The 15,881-nt window shown below is 33.9% G+C and carries 15 protein-coding genes; 7 read left to right on the top strand and 8 right to left on the bottom strand.

Annotation, left to right across the window (positions count from 1 at the left end):
• Nucleotides 1-11 precede the first annotated feature (11 nt).
• Both PQO00_RS06910 and PQO00_RS06905 read left to right on the top strand, forming a co-directional pair.
• Nucleotides 12-725 carry a hypothetical protein gene (locus tag PQO00_RS06910; RefSeq protein ID WP_274184102.1) on the top strand — a complete coding sequence of 238 codons (714 nt, stop codon included), beginning with the start codon at nt 12-14 and terminating at the stop codon, nt 723-725.
• Nucleotides 715-879, top strand: coding sequence for a hypothetical protein (locus PQO00_RS06905; protein ID WP_274184101.1), 165 nt, complete (start codon nt 715-717; stop codon nt 877-879). The genes PQO00_RS06910 and PQO00_RS06905 overlap by 11 nt, the downstream gene beginning before the upstream one ends.
• Before the next feature lie 219 nt (nt 880-1,098).
• On the opposite strand, the gene PQO00_RS06900 is transcribed toward PQO00_RS06905, so the two are convergent.
• The 4 genes from PQO00_RS06900 to PQO00_RS06885 form a co-directional block, all read right to left on the bottom strand.
• Nucleotides 1,099-1,941 carry a DMT family transporter gene (locus tag PQO00_RS06900; RefSeq protein WP_274184100.1) on the bottom strand — a complete coding sequence of 281 codons (843 nt, stop codon included), beginning with the start codon at nt 1,939-1,941 and terminating at the stop codon, nt 1,099-1,101.
• A complete protein-coding gene (locus PQO00_RS06895) occupies nt 1,931-2,845 on the bottom strand; it encodes an EamA family transporter (RefSeq protein WP_274184099.1) in 915 nt (304 codons plus the stop codon). The genes PQO00_RS06900 and PQO00_RS06895 overlap by 11 nt, the downstream gene beginning before the upstream one ends.
• Before the next feature lie 67 nt (nt 2,846-2,912).
• Complete coding sequence (locus PQO00_RS06890; RefSeq protein WP_274184098.1) at nt 2,913-3,365, bottom strand: cold-shock protein; 453 nt, start codon at nt 3,363-3,365, stop codon at nt 2,913-2,915.
• A gap of 104 nt (nt 3,366-3,469) precedes the next feature.
• Nucleotides 3,470-5,023 carry a DEAD/DEAH box helicase gene (locus PQO00_RS06885; RefSeq protein ID WP_274184097.1) on the bottom strand — a complete coding sequence of 518 codons (1,554 nt, stop codon included), beginning with the start codon at nt 5,021-5,023 and terminating at the stop codon, nt 3,470-3,472.
• Between the two features lie 328 nt (nt 5,024-5,351).
• Between PQO00_RS06885 and PQO00_RS06880 the strand changes: the two genes are divergently transcribed.
• From PQO00_RS06880 to mgrA, 3 genes are all read left to right on the top strand, one after another.
• Nucleotides 5,352-6,656, top strand: coding sequence for a sulfatase-like hydrolase/transferase (locus PQO00_RS06880; RefSeq protein ID WP_274184096.1), 1,305 nt, complete (start codon nt 5,352-5,354; stop codon nt 6,654-6,656).
• A 152-nt stretch (nt 6,657-6,808) separates the two neighbouring features.
• Nucleotides 6,809-9,115, top strand: coding sequence for a S9 family peptidase (locus tag PQO00_RS06875; RefSeq protein WP_274184095.1), 2,307 nt, complete (start codon nt 6,809-6,811; stop codon nt 9,113-9,115).
• 1,689 nt (nt 9,116-10,804) lie between these two features.
• A complete protein-coding gene (gene mgrA / locus PQO00_RS06870; protein WP_274184094.1) occupies nt 10,805-11,818 on the top strand; it encodes an L-glyceraldehyde 3-phosphate reductase in 1,014 nt (337 codons plus the stop codon).
• A gap of 187 nt (nt 11,819-12,005) precedes the next feature.
• Here the strand turns inward: mgrA and PQO00_RS06865 are convergent, their stop codons facing one another.
• Nucleotides 12,006-12,680 carry a hypothetical protein gene (locus PQO00_RS06865; protein WP_274184093.1) on the bottom strand — a complete coding sequence of 225 codons (675 nt, stop codon included), beginning with the start codon at nt 12,678-12,680 and terminating at the stop codon, nt 12,006-12,008.
• Nucleotides 12,681-13,265: 585 nt separating this feature from the next.
• Here PQO00_RS06865 and PQO00_RS06860 point away from each other — a divergent pair.
• Both PQO00_RS06860 and PQO00_RS06855 read left to right on the top strand, forming a co-directional pair.
• Nucleotides 13,266-13,400: a hypothetical protein gene (locus PQO00_RS06860; RefSeq protein ID WP_274184092.1), complete on the top strand. Its 135-nt coding sequence runs from the start codon at nt 13,266-13,268 to the stop codon at nt 13,398-13,400.
• Nucleotides 13,401-13,750: 350 nt separating this feature from the next.
• Nucleotides 13,751-14,308: a biopolymer transporter ExbD gene (locus PQO00_RS06855; protein ID WP_274184091.1), complete on the top strand. Its 558-nt coding sequence runs from the start codon at nt 13,751-13,753 to the stop codon at nt 14,306-14,308.
• A gap of 103 nt (nt 14,309-14,411) precedes the next feature.
• Here the strand turns inward: PQO00_RS06855 and PQO00_RS06850 are convergent, their stop codons facing one another.
• Genes PQO00_RS06850 through PQO00_RS20385 form a run of 3 tightly spaced genes read right to left on the bottom strand, consistent with a single transcriptional unit; the run spans nt 14,412 to nt 15,874 of the window.
• Nucleotides 14,412-14,822, bottom strand: coding sequence for a 3D domain-containing protein (locus PQO00_RS06850; RefSeq protein WP_274184090.1), 411 nt, complete (start codon nt 14,820-14,822; stop codon nt 14,412-14,414).
• Between the two features lie 13 nt (nt 14,823-14,835).
• Nucleotides 14,836-15,711: a sterol desaturase family protein gene (locus tag PQO00_RS06845; RefSeq protein WP_274184089.1), complete on the bottom strand. Its 876-nt coding sequence runs from the start codon at nt 15,709-15,711 to the stop codon at nt 14,836-14,838.
• The gene (locus PQO00_RS20385; protein WP_369128009.1) at nt 15,686-15,874 is read right to left on the bottom strand and encodes a hypothetical protein; all 189 of its coding nucleotides are present in this window, start codon (nt 15,872-15,874) and stop codon (nt 15,686-15,688) included. Before PQO00_RS20385 ends, PQO00_RS06845 begins: the two co-directional genes overlap by 26 nt.
• Nucleotides 15,875-15,881: the final 7 nt, after the last annotated feature.

Raw genomic sequence — 15,881 nt, 5'->3', positions numbered from 1 at the left:
AATCATTTTGGATGCAACTAATTACAAATGATGTTGTCTTTGATTTATATAACTTGAATATGACCACTATGAAACCTCTTAGAGTTTTTCTTTTATTATTAGTATCATGCTTTATAAATACTTTATACGCTCAAGAATCGCAAGATTATATTGAATTTAACGATCGTAGAAATACCGTACATGGCGTTTATTTAGGACTGGGCTTTCATTATGGGACCATTAATAAGGCTGAAACGTATTCGTCCAGCTTTAAGGTAGCCTATGTCGCCAATCAACAATTCGAAATTGGTCTTATAGCTGTAGGGCTTTACTCAGACATGAATAGGCCTGGGCTAGATGGCATTATTAGGGATTTGGGAGCATTCTATGGCGGTTTACATTTGGAACCTATTTTTTTTAGTAAATCTAAATTTAATCTGTCATTTCCTTTACTGATAGGGGCAGGTGCTGTTGCCTTAATAGATGATGTTAAGGATCCTATTATCGATGATGATGATTGGGAACCTATTTTTGTTCTTGAACCAGGTGTTAATGTACTCTATAATATAAATAGGTATGTACAAATTGAAGCTGGTGTAAAATACAGGCTTTCTAGTAGGGTAAATTTTAAATATGAAGACTATAAGCCAAGGATAAATGGTATCTCAGGAGGTATAGGGATTAAAATAGGCGTATTTAACATGGGGAGAAATCGTTATAAAAAGAATATAGAAGATGGCGTTTAAGAAAAAAACAAATAGAATAAACTCACAATATGTGCATTCTAAAAACAACAAAGTGTATTTAAAAGCGGATAATGAAACAAATGAATGGTATCCTATTAATTTTCAATGGATTCCAATTATAGCGCTTAATAAAAACATGAGTAATACCAAATAAACTTCAAAATGAAGCAAATAATTCATTTCTATCGCGCACATATTTCATAATAAAACCATGTGCTCTGCTTGACTGGGTATAGAACCGTAGCTTAGATTTTATTATTCATCTGTGCTCGCTATATTCTAAATTATTTTACCCTCATTTTAAAATCCATTTGGTATTATTTTTATGAATTGTAATCGTTTACCATTTCTAATGAGAAAAGATATGGTATAGCTATTTCACCTTTCCTTTATACATGATATTCAAAACCAACCCCCCAATAATGAATGCGATACCTAATAAACTCCAAAAGGTATAAACTTCGCTGAAAATAAAAACCCCAAATAAAACTGTGTAAATAACCTCTAAATATTTAAGTGGTGCCACTTGATTTGTGGAAGCAGCTTGAAAGGCTTTTGTCATGTAGATCTGTCCAAAATATCCAAAAACTCCCAAGCCAAATAGCAACAACCATTCTATCCCCAATGGAGTTACCCAATTGTTTATAGATAATACACCTCCTACTATAACAGAAATAACCATAAAATAATTAACAACGACTACTGGATGATCCCTTTTACCTATCTTACTAATCGTTATATAAACCAATCCACTAAAAATAGCAGAAATACAAGCTAATAAGAGTCCGTAACTATTTAATTCTGCATCAAAACCCTTTAAAACCAAAACCCCGCCAAAAGCGATTGCGAAAAAAAGCCATTGCCATGATTTCACTTTTTCATGCAATAAGAATACAGCAAAAATAGCAGCAAAAATAGGAGCCATATATCGTAACGAAACGGCAGTTCCAATAGGTAAATATTTAGTGGACATAAAAAAGAGAGCCATCGAGGTAACTCCTACTATGCCTCTAAGGACTAAAAGTTTTTTCTTATTCCCTAAAACGGGAATCTTATTTTTTAGTAAAAAAGTAAGCGTAAAAACCAAAGAGCCTATCGATCTAAAAAAAACAATCTGAAAGGCATCAATATGTAGTAACTGCTTAACGATGGCATTCATACAAGCAAATGCCAATGTACTAATAAGCATAAATTTTATAGCACTCTTAACTTCCAATAGTTCTGGTTTTCATTCTTTTGCGCGAAGTGATAAAGAAAACACCTGTTAAAAGAATACAAGCTGCCATAATGGTTTGACCTGTAATGGTTTCATCAAGTACAAACCAACCTAATATTATTGCAACTATAGGGTTTACATAAGCCGAAGTAGCAGCTTTCTCTGTAGAAACAACTTTAAGCAAATAATTAAATGCTGTAAAAGCAATAACACTTCCAAATACAATTAAAAGAATTAAGGACCATTGTACCTCAGGGCTCCAATCGATAGGTGAAAGCCAATTTTCATTTAAGAGCAAACTTATTATAGTTAAAAGCACGCCGGCAATAATCATTTGGTATGCCGTACTAACAAAATAATTGGGTGGTAAATCGGCTTTAGCAACATAAACACTGGCATAGCTCCAACTTAAAACACAGGTAAGGATCATAAACATACCCAACAAACTTTCATCATTGGTAACCAGTTCCTTTTGGCTTACTAAAAGATACATACCAATAATACCCAATGCGACACCTATTAAAGATTTTATCTGCATTTTTTTACCATCTATAAGCCGCATCAACAATAACACAAAAAGAGGCTGGGTAGAAGCTTCAAGAGCAGCAAAGCCACTATCTAAGTACTGTAATGCCCAAATAAAAACACCATTGCCATATACTAAAAATAAAAAACCAACAATAACACAATTAATAAATTGTTTTCTGCTAATGGCAAGTTTAAGTTTCATAAACTTAGCTATAACAAATATGATGAGTCCTGCAAAGGTAAAACGGTTAGCAGCCACAAAAAAAGGTGGTATTTCTGTTACCGCTATTTTATTGAGTAGATAAGTAGACCCCCAGATAACATAAATGGCAATAAAAGCTAAAATTATAAGAATCGTTTTTCGCGATATACTCATTTATGCCTATAATTGAAATAAAATATGAGAGCACTTAAATATTATTCTAAAAAGCTTAAAAAAGATACTATATCTTTTTCACTCGAACTGCGTTCATCCCTTTTTGACCGCGTTCCAACTCATAAGTAACTTTATCGTTTTCTTCAATAGGCTCGAGCAATCCACTTACATGTACGAAATATTTTTCTTGATTTATGCTATCAATTATAAAACCAAAACCTTTGGAATGATCAAAGAATGACACTTTTCCTTCTTTATTTGCTGGCTCTTCTTCTTCCCTATCTTCTTTCTTAGGAATTCCCAACTCAATACTTTCAGCCTCTACTTTCTCGCGCATTGCAGGATCTGGAGGCGTGTCTGTTAAATTGCCGTTGAAGTCTACATAAGCAAATTGAATCCCTTGAGGGTTTTCTTTAGCTTCTGCTCTGCGAGCTTCTTTCTTTTTTTGTTTTTCTTCTCTTTTCTTTAAGCGTTTTTTTTCTTTTTCAATCTTATTAAAAGTTACTTGAGATTTTGCCATAGTTTATAATACTGTACTTATTTAATGTTAATACTTAAGTACAAAGATACGCCTTATTTTAAGGATGTTGTAATAATTTAGAAGTAAAATAATAAGTGCGCGTCCTAATCCTCTGGTGCATACCCATGAATAGTCTCAAAAACCTCATCAAAATTTGAGCGTAAATAGGCATTTAATTTTTTTCTATAATCCCCCTTTAACCATTCTACAAAATTATAAGTGCTTTTGCTTATACACTTTGTATACCGTTGTATTCTAAAATCGATATCGTCTCCCAGCATTTTTGCCAACCCTAGAGCGTCGTACACATCCTCACTATTTTCAATACAAATTTTTGCGTGTTGCTCTATGGAACGTTCTAAAACAACTTTTGAGGATTCACCACCTCTAATAGATTCTATATACGTTTTTTGTATATCGAAATAAACTTCTTGGGATTTAGAAAATTCTTTTCGCAATTCATCTGGCATTTCATACCTAAAATTACTTTCTAATTCTTCATCGCTCAAAATAGCATCTAAATAGTAATTTGGCGATTTAAAAATACGCTGCCAATCTAAGCTATCCCCCCAAGGCCCAAATCGATGAAAATTATTTCCCAGGTCAATAACACTAAATGTATCCTTATTTTTTAGAATACGGGATCCACGACCTATCATTTGATAATAAAGCGTTAATGATTTAGTCGCTCTATTTAAGATAATACTCTCTACCGTGGGCTCATCAAACCCAGTCGTTAAAATACTTACCGAAGTTAAAATGGCATCCGGTGTTTTTTTAAACCATTTCAAAATAAGCGCACGTTCTTTTTTTGTATTCGTATTATCCAAATGTGCAATAGGATATCCAGCCCTCCTAAAAGTATCATAAACATGCAACGACGTATTAATGCCGTTATTGAAAATCAATGTCTTTTTCCCTTTAGAGCGTTCTTCATAAGCTTGCAAGAGTTTACCAAGCATATCATTATCTGTATATAAATCCTCAGAAGATTTAACTGTATAATCACCGTTGGCCCCTACTACTAATGAAGTTAGACCAACATTATAGGAGAACATTTCGGCACGAGCTAAAAATCCATTCTCTATTAAAGATTCTATACTTTCTCCAACAATCAATTCATCATAATTATCGGTCATTGGTAATTCTATACTAGAACTTAAAGGCGTTGCGGTAACTCCTAAAATAAATGATTGACTAAAAAATTTAAAGAGCTTCGTGAATGAATTATAATGCGCTTCATCAATAATCACCAGACCTATATCGGAAATATCCAGCTTATCATCATTCAACCTATTATTTAAGGTTTCAACCATGGCCACAAAACAGCTATAATCTGCTTGGTCACTTAAATTGGCTTTACTGTCTACAACCTTGTTTTTCACACCAAATTCCGTAAGCATATTAGATGTTTGCTTGCACAATTCAATACGGTGTGTCATCACCAATACCTTCTTCTTATGGTTTTTAAGATACTGTCTAACAATTTCAGAAAAAATTACTGTTTTCCCACCTCCAGTTGGTAATTGGTATAATAAATGATAATCGTGAGGTGATTCATCAAAACTCTTAAATATTTTATCAATAGCCCCTTTTTGGTAGCTATACAGATCTTTTCCTGCTTTTCTTTCTTCTAATTCTGTTATTGAGACGGACATTCCTATAATTTTATGACGTGCAAAAATAACACCTTTGTAGGGTTTATCACGAATGTTTGATGCGAAAATTGTAAATGAATATTTTTATTTACTGAAAATGAATATGTTAAACAGCAATTAAACCTATCTGTTTTTTTTAAGTCAAACTTTACAGTAAGCAAGGCAATACCCAATAAAAGGTAGTACTAAAATACTGAGACTGGTTCAGCACATAAAGCGAAATTAGCCCACCACGACAAAAATGTGGTTCAACTATCTGTTTTGAAGGTATTGCCGTTACTTAGCCATTTTTTCCATGCCATAAGCGTGGACTAATCACTCAAAAATTATGATGCGTTCTATATTTATCAGCCTGTTTATAGTATTCTTTTCTTGTGATCATTCCATTGAAACTATGGCCTATGCCGAAGAAGAAATAGAGTCCCCAAAAAATAATATGCCCAATATTTTACTAATTATTGCAGACGACATGGGGCTAGATGCTTCTCCTGGTTACGACATAGGTATTGTTAAACCCCATATGCCCAACTTACAGAGTTTGATGACATCAGGAATTAAGTTTACCAACCTATGGGCTAATCCAACATGCTCTCCTACAAGGGCAACTATCTTAACGGGCAAATATGGATTTAAAACCGGCGTGCTTGATGCAGGTGATATTTTATCTGCTTCCGAAACTTCTTTGCAAAGCTATATAGACACAAACTCCAGTACATCATATAACCATGCTGTTATTGGCAAATGGCACTTGTCAAATAATGAGAACCACCCTAATAATATGGGAATTAATCATTTTGCAGGCCTTATAGGGGGAGGAGTTCAGTCGTATTGGAACTGGAACCTGACAATAAACGGGATCACAACAAAATCAACAGAATATACCACAACCAAGTTTACGGATTTAGCTATTAATTGGGTTGCAGAGCAAACAACACCTTGGTTTTTATGGTTGGCTTACAATGCACCGCACACCCCTTTTCATCTGCCTCCTAACGATTTACATTCCCAAGGGGCCTTACCTTCAGATCAAGCGAGCATAGACAGCAACCCACTCCCCTATTACATGGCCGCACTTGAAGCTATGGATGCTGAAATGGGCAGATTAATCAATTCAATGTCTACGGAAGAAAAGGATAATACAGTTATTATTTTTATAGGGGACAATGGTACTCCCAACCAAGTTGTACAAGAACATCCACCTACAAGAGCTAAGGGCAGTATCTATCAAGGCGGTATTAATGTTCCTATGATCGTTTCGGGAAAAAATGTGATACGCATGAACGAAACAGAAAATGCCCTTATAAATACTACAGATTTATTCGCGACAATAGCTAATATCGCTGGAACATCAGATACAGGGATTCATGACAGTAAAAGTTTTAAAAGTTTACTTACAAGCAGTGACAATAGTAGCAAAAGAGCTTATGTATATGCTGAAAATGAAGATTTTACTATTAGAAACGCCACTCATAAATACATTCATTTTAATAATGGCTCTGAAGCTTTGTTCAATTTAAATGACAATCCTTTGGAAAGCCCGAATCTTCTAAATGCAAATCAAGGGACTTTAAGTAATAACGATGCTACCGTAAAACTTGAGCTAACAACTAAATTATCCGAGATTAGACATTGAACTCACCTTGACTTTGTACTACTATAAATAAGTACAATTTTAAATGGATTTGTAACAAAATTCATTTTTTTTCTTCTAACTATTAGACATCGTTATATTTATGATGCGATAATTTGTGTCTAAAATGTCAATAATTTAATCCATATCAATAAATGAAAACTATTATTCTAAAACTAAGCGGTACACTAATGCTTTTTTTATGTACAGTAGCTCAAACGCATGCCCAAGACATTGTTGGCTCTTGGAAAGGAAAATTATCTGTTCAAGGAACAGAGATGCCTCTATTATTTGATATTAAAAGTGAAGAGGATGGCTATACCTCAACTATGGATAGTCCATCACAAGGAGCCACGGGCATACCTATGGACGAAACACTTTATTTAAACGATACGCTTACCATTAAATTTAATCAGGCAGGCATAAAGTATATGGCCACGTTAAAAGAGAACACCCTCACCGGTGTCTTTTATCAAGGTGGTAAAGAATTCCCCCTAGTACTATCAAAAACAGTAAAAACACTTCCTGGAGATACGTCTTTACCAACTTCTGATGAAGATTTGGAAACACTGGCCAATTGGAATCCTACAAATTACAAATATGCCGTTAAGGATTATTTTGCAAGGCCAAAGGCCAGATCTTTTAGCTTTTCACCTAATGGTACGTATTTATCATATCGGGAAAAAGATAAAAACACAAAAAACCATGTGTATGTAAAAAATCTTGAAACAAACGAAGTTACAAGGGTTATTGAGGAAAAAGATGAATTGATCCGTGGTTTTGGCTGGGCAAATGAAGGTCGGTTGGTTTATGTCATGGATAAAGGAGGTAATGAAGACTATCATTTATTTGCTGTAAACATCGATGGCAGTAATGCTAAAGAACTAACGCCTTTTGAAGGTGTGAAAGTAAATATTCTAGAGGGCCTTAAAGAAGATAAGGATCATATGATTATTTCTATGAACCAAAATAATCCCCAAATATTCGAACCCTATAAAATTAATATTGAAACTGGTGAACTAAAGCAATTATATAAAAATGAAGATGCAGCAAACCCAATCAATAGCTATGTATTTGATAAAGATGGAAATTTACGTGGGTTTGCTAAACTTCGTGATGGCGTAAACATTGATGTGTATTATACCGTAGATGGCAAAAACTACGAAGTGAAAAAACAATTAAACTGGAAAGACAACTTTAATATTGTGTCGTTTAATTATGCTTCGAGCCATCCACACGACGCCTATATAACATCAAATCTGGATAGTGATAAGGCTCAAATATATTTATATGACCTCAAAGAGGATAAAATCATTAAAAAGCTGTTTTCCAATGATCAATACGATGTTTCCGGATTAGGACTATCCAGAAATAGAGGCTATGAACTGGACTATTTTTCGTATGAAGGTGAAAAAAGACATATCATACCCGTAAGCAAGTATTACAAAAAATTACATAACAAAATCACTACTAAATTCCCTGGATATAATTATTCAATTCCTGACGTAACAGACGATGAGAGTAAATATTTAATCTTTTTGCAAAGCGATAAACTGTATGGCACTTATTATTCGTATGATGCCAAAAAAGATGCCTTTAAATTACTTTACAACCTCATGCCCAATCTTATTGAAAAAGATATGGCAGAAATGCGCCCTATTACTTTTAAAAGTAGGGATGGAAAAACCATGCATGGCTATATTACATTACCTAAAGAAGCCCTTAATGGTAAAAAAGTGCCTGTTATTGTTAATCCGCATGGTGGGCCACAGGGAATAAGGGATTCTTGGGGCTTTAATCCAGAAGCGCAATTGTTTGCCAGTCGTGGTTATGCTACTTTACAGGTCAATTTTAGGATTTCCGGTGGTTATGGAAAAGAATTTTTAGAATCTGGATTTAAGCAAATAGGAAGAAAAGCCATGGACGATGTTGAGGATGGTCTGCAATATGTAATAGATCAAGGTTGGGTAGATAAAGATAATGTAGCTATCTATGGTGGTAGCCATGGCGGGTATGCCGTACTGCGCGGTTTGACAAAAACGCCAGATTTATATGCCTGTGGTGTTGATTATGTTGGCGTGTCCAATTTATTTTCCTTTATGAAAACAATTCCCCCTTATTGGAAACCTTATTTAAAGATCATCAAGGAAATATGGTACGATGAAGACGTTCCAGAAGAAAAAGCCATCATGAAAGAAGTATCACCAGTATATCAAATAGATAAAATCAAAAAACCGCTTTTTGTCGTTCAAGGCGCTAACGACCCCAGAGTCAATATAGACGAATCCGATCAAATAGTAAGCGCGCTGCGCGCTAAAGGTTTTGATGTGCCCTATATGGTGAAATATGATGAAGGCCATGGGTTTGGTAGAGAGGAAAACCAAATTGCACTCTACGAGTCTATGATGGGCTTTTATGCTAAACATTTAAAAAAGGAAGTTAAGCAATCCTTAAAGGATTAAAAAGCAGGCATAACGTTTAAGAGAAGCGTCGTATTATACCCGTTCTGATTTAAAATTATTCAAATCAGAACGGGTATTAATTTTTTTAACTAGCACGTGTAATGGAGTTAGTTTGTCATTCCTGCATAAGCAGGAATCCACTGGCTTACTAAATGATTTTATATAAAAAACGATGCCCCGTTTTTTCTTTATGTTAAAGAATGAAAATTGGACTTATTAACTTAATAATGGATTCCTGCCTTCGCAGGAATGACAGACAGGTTCGTTTTTGCTATTAACATCATAATAAACTATTTAGATTAATGTAAAAGAACCATATTTATGAAATCTACCTAATAACTCATAAACAAGTTATTTGAGCAATCACTTCAATAGTAGTGTAAAACACCACAACCACAAAAGATCCTAATTAAATTTTTTAACTAGCACGTGTAATGGAGTTAGTTTGTCATTCCTGCATAAGCAGGAATCCACTGGCTAACTAAATGATTTTATATAAAAAACGATGCCCCGTTTTATCTTGATGTTAAAGAATGAAAATACTTATTAACTTAATAATGGATTCCTGCCTTCGCAGGAATGACAGACAGGTTCGTTTTTGCCATTAACATCGTAATAAACTATTTAGATCAATGTAAAGGAACCATATTTATGATTTGAGCAATCACTTCAATAGTAGTATAAAACACCACAACCACAAAAGATCCTAATTAAATTTTTTAACTAGCACGTGTAATGGAGTTAGTTTGTCATTCCTGCATAAGCAGGAATCCACTGGCTTACTAAATGATTTTATATAAAAACGATGCCCCGTTTTTTCTTGATGTTAAAGAATGAAAATTGGACTTGTTAACTTAATAATGGATTCCTGCCTTCTCAGGAATGACAGACAGGTTCGTTTTTGCCATTAACATCGTAATAAACTATTTAGATCAATGTAAAGGAACCATATTTATGATTTGAGCAATCACTTCAATAGTAGTATAAAACACCACAACCACAAAAGATCCTAATTAAATTTTTTAACTAGCTCGTGTAATGGAGTCCGTTTGTCATTCCTGCGAAGGCAGGAATCCACTGGCTTACCAAATGATTTGATATAAAAACGATGCCCCCGTTTTATCTTGATGTTAAAGAATGAAAATTAAACTTATTAACTTAATAATGGATTCCTGCCTTCGCAGGAATGACAGACAGGTTCGTTTTTGCTATTAACATCATAATAAACTATTTAGATTAATGTAAAAGAACCATATTTATGAAATCTACCTAATAACTCATAAACAAGTTATTTGAGCAATCACTTCAATAGTAGTGTAAAACACCACAACCACAAAAGATCCTAATTAATTTTTTTAACTAGCACGTGTAATGGAGTCAGTTTGTCATTCCTGCATAAGCAGGAATCCACTGGCTTACTAAATGATTTTATATAAAAAACGATGCCCCGTTTTATCTTGATGTTAAAGAATGAAAATTGGACTTATTAACTTAATAGTGGATTCCTGCCTTCGCAGGAATGACAAATTGACTAAACCAACAGGGAAAATAGCTTAAAAAGATGTGGGCACATGCTTGTCGGTTAATTAGGGGCAAATCTTGGTTCTTAGCCATACGGATTCGCATATTTATCGAATATTAGCAATATAATTTATACATTTACAGCCTTAATTATTAGTTACTCTAAACATGCAAATCAACGACAAATCTGGAACAACAAATTATCAAGCTTCTAACCAAAGGTATAATACCATGACCTATAAAAGGTCTGGAAAAAGCGGTGTGCTCTTACCGGCAATCTCATTAGGATTATGGCATAACTTTGGCTTTGTCGATAATATACAAAACGGAAGAGATATTATTAGATGTGCCTTCGATCTTGGTATTACACATTTAGATTTAGCTAATAATTACGGCCCCCCATATGGATCTGCCGAAGAAAATTTTGGTACTATCTTTAAAAAAGATTTTAAGCCTTATAGAGATGAATTATTTATCGCCACTAAGGCAGGTTATGATATGTGGCCGGGACCTTATGGTAATTTGGGGTCGAGAAAATATTTAATCTCAAGTTTAGATCAAAGCTTAAAGCGTATGGGCCTGGATTATGTTGATATTTTTTATCACCATAGGCCAGATCCCGAAACCCCTTTAGAAGAAACCATGGGGGCATTGGCAGATATTGTACGACAAGGAAAAGCGCTATACGTTGGGATTTCCAATTACCAACCGGAAGACACTCAAAAAGCTGCTGAGATCCTTAAAAGTTTAAATGTACCGTTTATTCTGCACCAAGCACGCTATTCCATGTTCGATCGTTGGGTGGAGCAAGGACTTTTAGATACCTTAGAACAAAATGGTGTGGGCTGTATAGCCTTTTCACCGCTGGCCCAGGGTATGCTGACCGAAAAATATTTAAAAGGAATCCCCGAAAGCTCCAGAGCTGCAAAAGACCTTACTTATTTAAATGTCGATACCGTAAATAGTCATATAGAAAAAATTCAAAGTTTAAATGCGATTGCACAGGAACGCGGACAAAAATTATCGCAAATGGCCATTGCCTGGATTTTAAGACAGCCGCAAGTGGCATCGGTGCTCATTGGTGCTAGTTCACCAAATCAATTAAAAGAAAACATAAAGGCCGTAGATCATTTGGATTTTTCTGAAGATGAATTAAAACTGATCGATAAAATAGTCTCTTAAATATTATTGGATAGTGGATAAGGGGTACATACAAATATTGAACAATAAAAGTTTAGACACGAATTTCACAAATTCACACGAATCTAATACTTAATGGTATAGATTGGACCCAACATGAACACTTATCGATTAATTAGTGAAAATTTGTGAAATTCGTGTCTTTTTTAAAGAAAGATAAGCCCCGCTCCTATTCCTTTACAATGATAACGGTTGCTTTCACGCCCGTAGCCAGATTCCAACGATTTGAAGACACCAAATTTCCCTGGTCGTCGACCACTTTAAATTCGGCGGTATTGGGCCCTGATTCCCCTTGGTTTAAAGCTAAGAAATCTATTTTATTAAACCCTGGTTGCAAATCGAGTTTAAAACCTTTAAATCCACCTGTTAAATATACCCTGGCATGAATAATGTCATCATTTACCAAAACTTGAATGATATCGCCATCAACATAACCATGGTCCCTATATACCACATTCACAAACTTGGCCTTACTCTTAAAGTCACCAAAATATTGATCTGTTGTACTGCCATTTTTCAATTCCAACTCTTCCTGACTTAACTTTAAGTGATCCAAACTTTTATTAAGTCGGTCCTCATAAAGCTCTCCTGGATTACCAAATTTCTCACCCCCAAACATAGAAAACTCTTTTTGGGGTATATTGAGATTATTAGATACCCTAGGGGTATTTATATTATCGATTGGCGTATTGTTGTCAGGCTTAGACGGCAAAAACGGATTAGCATCAACTGAATCTTTACTTTTAACAGCGGGTATGGCAATAGATTTTTTTTTCACATCAATCTGAGCATAAGTTGATAGCGAAAAAACAAATAGTATAAAAAATGAAAAGTAAAGTCTCATTTGTTTTTTATTAATAATGCAGCTAACATATTTCAAAGATATTTTTTTATCTGAAAACATATCTACTCTTAGCTAAATTTTGTATTCATTTAACACAATAATCATTCCTAAAACACTTTAAAAGTCCGAAAAAAGGGTTGTTGCTTACTAAAATCCCTTCAAAATCGTTAAAATATGTTAATTTATTACTTTGTTATACATAGTACTGTAACGTTTTTCATTTATGGTCGTCTATCTAGTATAAACCATTCAAAAAACAACAATTATGAGAACATTAAACAACAATCAATTAAGCGGAACACTAACTGGAACTAAAAGTAACCAATGGAATAGAAAAAGACGTTTTAGATAAGTTATTTTAAGTTATTGAAAATCATCAATCAATTAATCAACCTATACTGAATTTTTTGAAATGAATTATACCTATTTCAGTATCAACATTAAATCAAAAACCATGAGAACATTAAACAACAATCAACTAAGTGGCACTTTAAACACTACAAAAAGTTACAATTGGAACAGTAAAAGACGTTACAGATAAGTAGCGTCTTTTAAAACAATTTTTTCATCAATCAAATAATCAAAATGAAATCAACTACTAAAATATCGAGGTACTTAAATAGTATCACTCAAGAAAACTCAATTACAGATAGCATCATACCAAACCATGATAATTCACATGAGAATGCATGGAAACGCATAAAATGCTATGCTTATTAATAGAGAGACATGATCTAAGACATATTAGAGTATCAGGATTTACATTGAATGACAAATCACTTTATATATTATAACTTTTTATTTTTTAGATTTAAGTGTCTTTTCAACCAGAAATTTTAATTCCAAAATTGTAAATACACATTTTTAAAAAGACACGAATGGCACAAATTTTCACTAATATGTTGAGTCCAATCTACGCCATTAAGTAATTAGATTCGTGTGAATTTTTGCCATTCGTGTACAACTTTTTATGATTCAATATTTGTATGCATACGTGATTGGTAATATAATAAGATTTATGGTATTGTTTTTGTGATTTCATTAACATATTAACATTTAAATCTATAATTATGAGGCATTCAAAATTAATTCCTGAAGTAAATGCAGGATCTATGGCAGACATTGCATTTTTATTACTTATCTTTTTTCTTGTAACCGCCACCATATCTTCAGATGAAGGGATCGATAGGCGCCTTCCAAAAGAATGTCCGCCCGGAACGGTTTGTGATAGTAAAATATCTGAACGCAATATACTTCGCATTCTAATAAACAATAATGATGAAATTATGATAGAAAATAACGTGGTTTCCATTTCCGAATTAAAAGAGATCACCAAAAGCTTTTTGGATAACAATGGCGATGGTACTTGTAATTATTGTCATGGTGCAAAAAGTCCAAACGCATCCGATAATCCTAAAAGAGCAGTAGTATCATTACAAAACGGTAGACATACGTCTTATAAACAATTTATTGCGGTACAGGATGAACTCTCAAAAGCTTATTACGAATTAAGAGAGGCGTATAGTATAAATGTATTAAGAAAGCCTGTAGACGAGCTATCAAAAAGCGCGTTAAAACATGTGAAAGACGCCTATCCTTTTATACTTTCGGAAGCAGAAACGAAATAAACAGCCCATGTTTGCTTATATTGATTTAGCTATACAGGACAATTAGTGAAAATTTGTGAAATTCGTGTCCTTTTAAAAATGAACCTTGTTGCAGATTTACTATCTACTTTTTCTTAGGAACACGATAGCTTATAGTCACCTTTTTCCTGCCCCAATTCCTTGCTGCTTTTACATCTGTTCCCATATAAATATCTATGCGCTTTTTCCAACGTGTATGCATTTTGTCCTTAACTAAATAAATACTGTCAAAACCTTCAATTGTAATAGGCGTGTTATGCGTTAACCCCATTTTGAGCAAATCCCTGGAGACAGCAACACATCGCATTCCTGATTTTAAACTATCTCCAAAGGCGGTTATACTTGGATTTGAGTTTGTTTGATATGCCAATGAATTATAAGCTGTTGCGGTAACATTGATAGTTTGCCACTCATAAAGATCTTCATCGCTTTCTTTTTCTTTACAATGAAAGAAGGTTAAAACAATAATTAGTATGACATATTTATTTCTGAACATAAGCAACTAAAAATTAATCATTTCTCTTAAATCCATAAAACAACTGCATAAAAAAGTTTTTAGGCATGTTTGTGTCATCAGGATACCCCAAAGCTATTTTTCCGCTAGCTTCCGGAATATAATCTGTTTTAAAAATATAATCCCAAAGACTTAAGCTAATCCCAAAATTAACGCCATAATGGTGTTCTTTTGGCAAAGCATAGGCATGATGGTACAAGTGCATAATGGGATTGTTAAATATATATTTCAAAGGGCCATAGTTGAGCTTGACATTGGCATGATTTAAATGGCCCATAGCAATGGCTATAAAATGTACAACAAAGGCTTGTTCTGGCTCAAAACCACCAAGTAGCATCACAGCGAATATTTTAAGCGGTTTATATAAAATGTTTTCCATCCAATGGTAACGCAAATGGGCTGCAAATCCCATTTCCTTAACAGAATGGTGTACTTTATGAAAACGCCATAAAAAGTTAAATCTATGTAATAATACATGCGTAAACCATTGCACAAAATCCAACACCAAAAAGAATATTAATAATTGCCCCCATACCGGTAACGCTTTTAAATTTAGCAGAACAATAGATTGCATGGTGCCCCCTATACTTAAAAAAAATTGCTCTAAAACCGCATAAACACCACTTATGATAATGGCGAAAACAAAGAAATTGAAGAACATATAAACAGCATCTAGCCAAAAATCTTTCCTAAAAATCGCCTGTTCTTTTCGCCAAGGAAATAGTATTTCCAAAAGCCAAACAATTACAGATATAACGACCAATCCCCAGAAATAATTGGTGTACCATGGCACCTCAAAAAGTATCGATTTCCATGTCCAATCCACGGTACCTAAAAAGGCATTTTTAAAAGCTTCTATATAAGTATTCATAGTTGTTAAATAAAGTCATTATAGTGTCTTGTTTAAAAGGTAAATCTTTATTGAAACGCCATTCCACCCAAGAACCATCATAATTTTTCACATTTTTAAAACCCCGTAATTCTGTTAGAATAAAGGTTACATGAGCTAAGCGAACCCTAGAATAACAATACACATAAACC

The organism is Flavivirga sp. 57AJ16 (assembly GCF_028736925.1).
GTDB lineage: Bacteria > Bacteroidota > Bacteroidia > Flavobacteriales > Flavobacteriaceae > Flavivirga.
The sequence above is the reverse complement of the archived record's forward strand: the minus strand, read 5'-3'. Positions and strand labels throughout refer to the sequence as shown.

Coding starts and splice junctions, on each gene's coding strand:
- PQO00_RS06910 (WP_274184102.1), top strand. CDS start 12: ATGCAACTAATTACAAATGATGTTGTCTTTGATTTATATAACTTGAAT.
- PQO00_RS06905 (WP_274184101.1), top strand. CDS start 715: ATGGCGTTTAAGAAAAAAACAAATAGAATAAACTCACAATATGTGCAT.
- PQO00_RS06895 (WP_274184099.1), bottom strand. CDS start 2,845: ATGAGTATATCGCGAAAAACGATTCTTATAATTTTAGCTTTTATTGCC.
- PQO00_RS06890 (WP_274184098.1), bottom strand. CDS start 3,365: ATGGCAAAATCTCAAGTAACTTTTAATAAGATTGAAAAAGAAAAAAAA.
- PQO00_RS06885 (WP_274184097.1), bottom strand. CDS start 5,023: ATGTCCGTCTCAATAACAGAATTAGAAGAAAGAAAAGCAGGAAAAGAT.
- PQO00_RS06880 (WP_274184096.1), top strand. CDS start 5,352: ATGATGCGTTCTATATTTATCAGCCTGTTTATAGTATTCTTTTCTTGT.
- PQO00_RS06875 (WP_274184095.1), top strand. CDS start 6,809: ATGAAAACTATTATTCTAAAACTAAGCGGTACACTAATGCTTTTTTTA.
- mgrA (WP_274184094.1), top strand. CDS start 10,805: ATGCAAATCAACGACAAATCTGGAACAACAAATTATCAAGCTTCTAAC.
- PQO00_RS06865 (WP_274184093.1), bottom strand. CDS start 12,680: ATGAGACTTTACTTTTCATTTTTTATACTATTTGTTTTTTCGCTATCA.
- PQO00_RS06860 (WP_274184092.1), top strand. CDS start 13,266: ATGAAATCAACTACTAAAATATCGAGGTACTTAAATAGTATCACTCAA.
- PQO00_RS06855 (WP_274184091.1), top strand. CDS start 13,751: ATGAGGCATTCAAAATTAATTCCTGAAGTAAATGCAGGATCTATGGCA.
- PQO00_RS06850 (WP_274184090.1), bottom strand. CDS start 14,822: ATGTTCAGAAATAAATATGTCATACTAATTATTGTTTTAACCTTCTTT.
- PQO00_RS06845 (WP_274184089.1), bottom strand. CDS start 15,711: ATGAATACTTATATAGAAGCTTTTAAAAATGCCTTTTTAGGTACCGTG.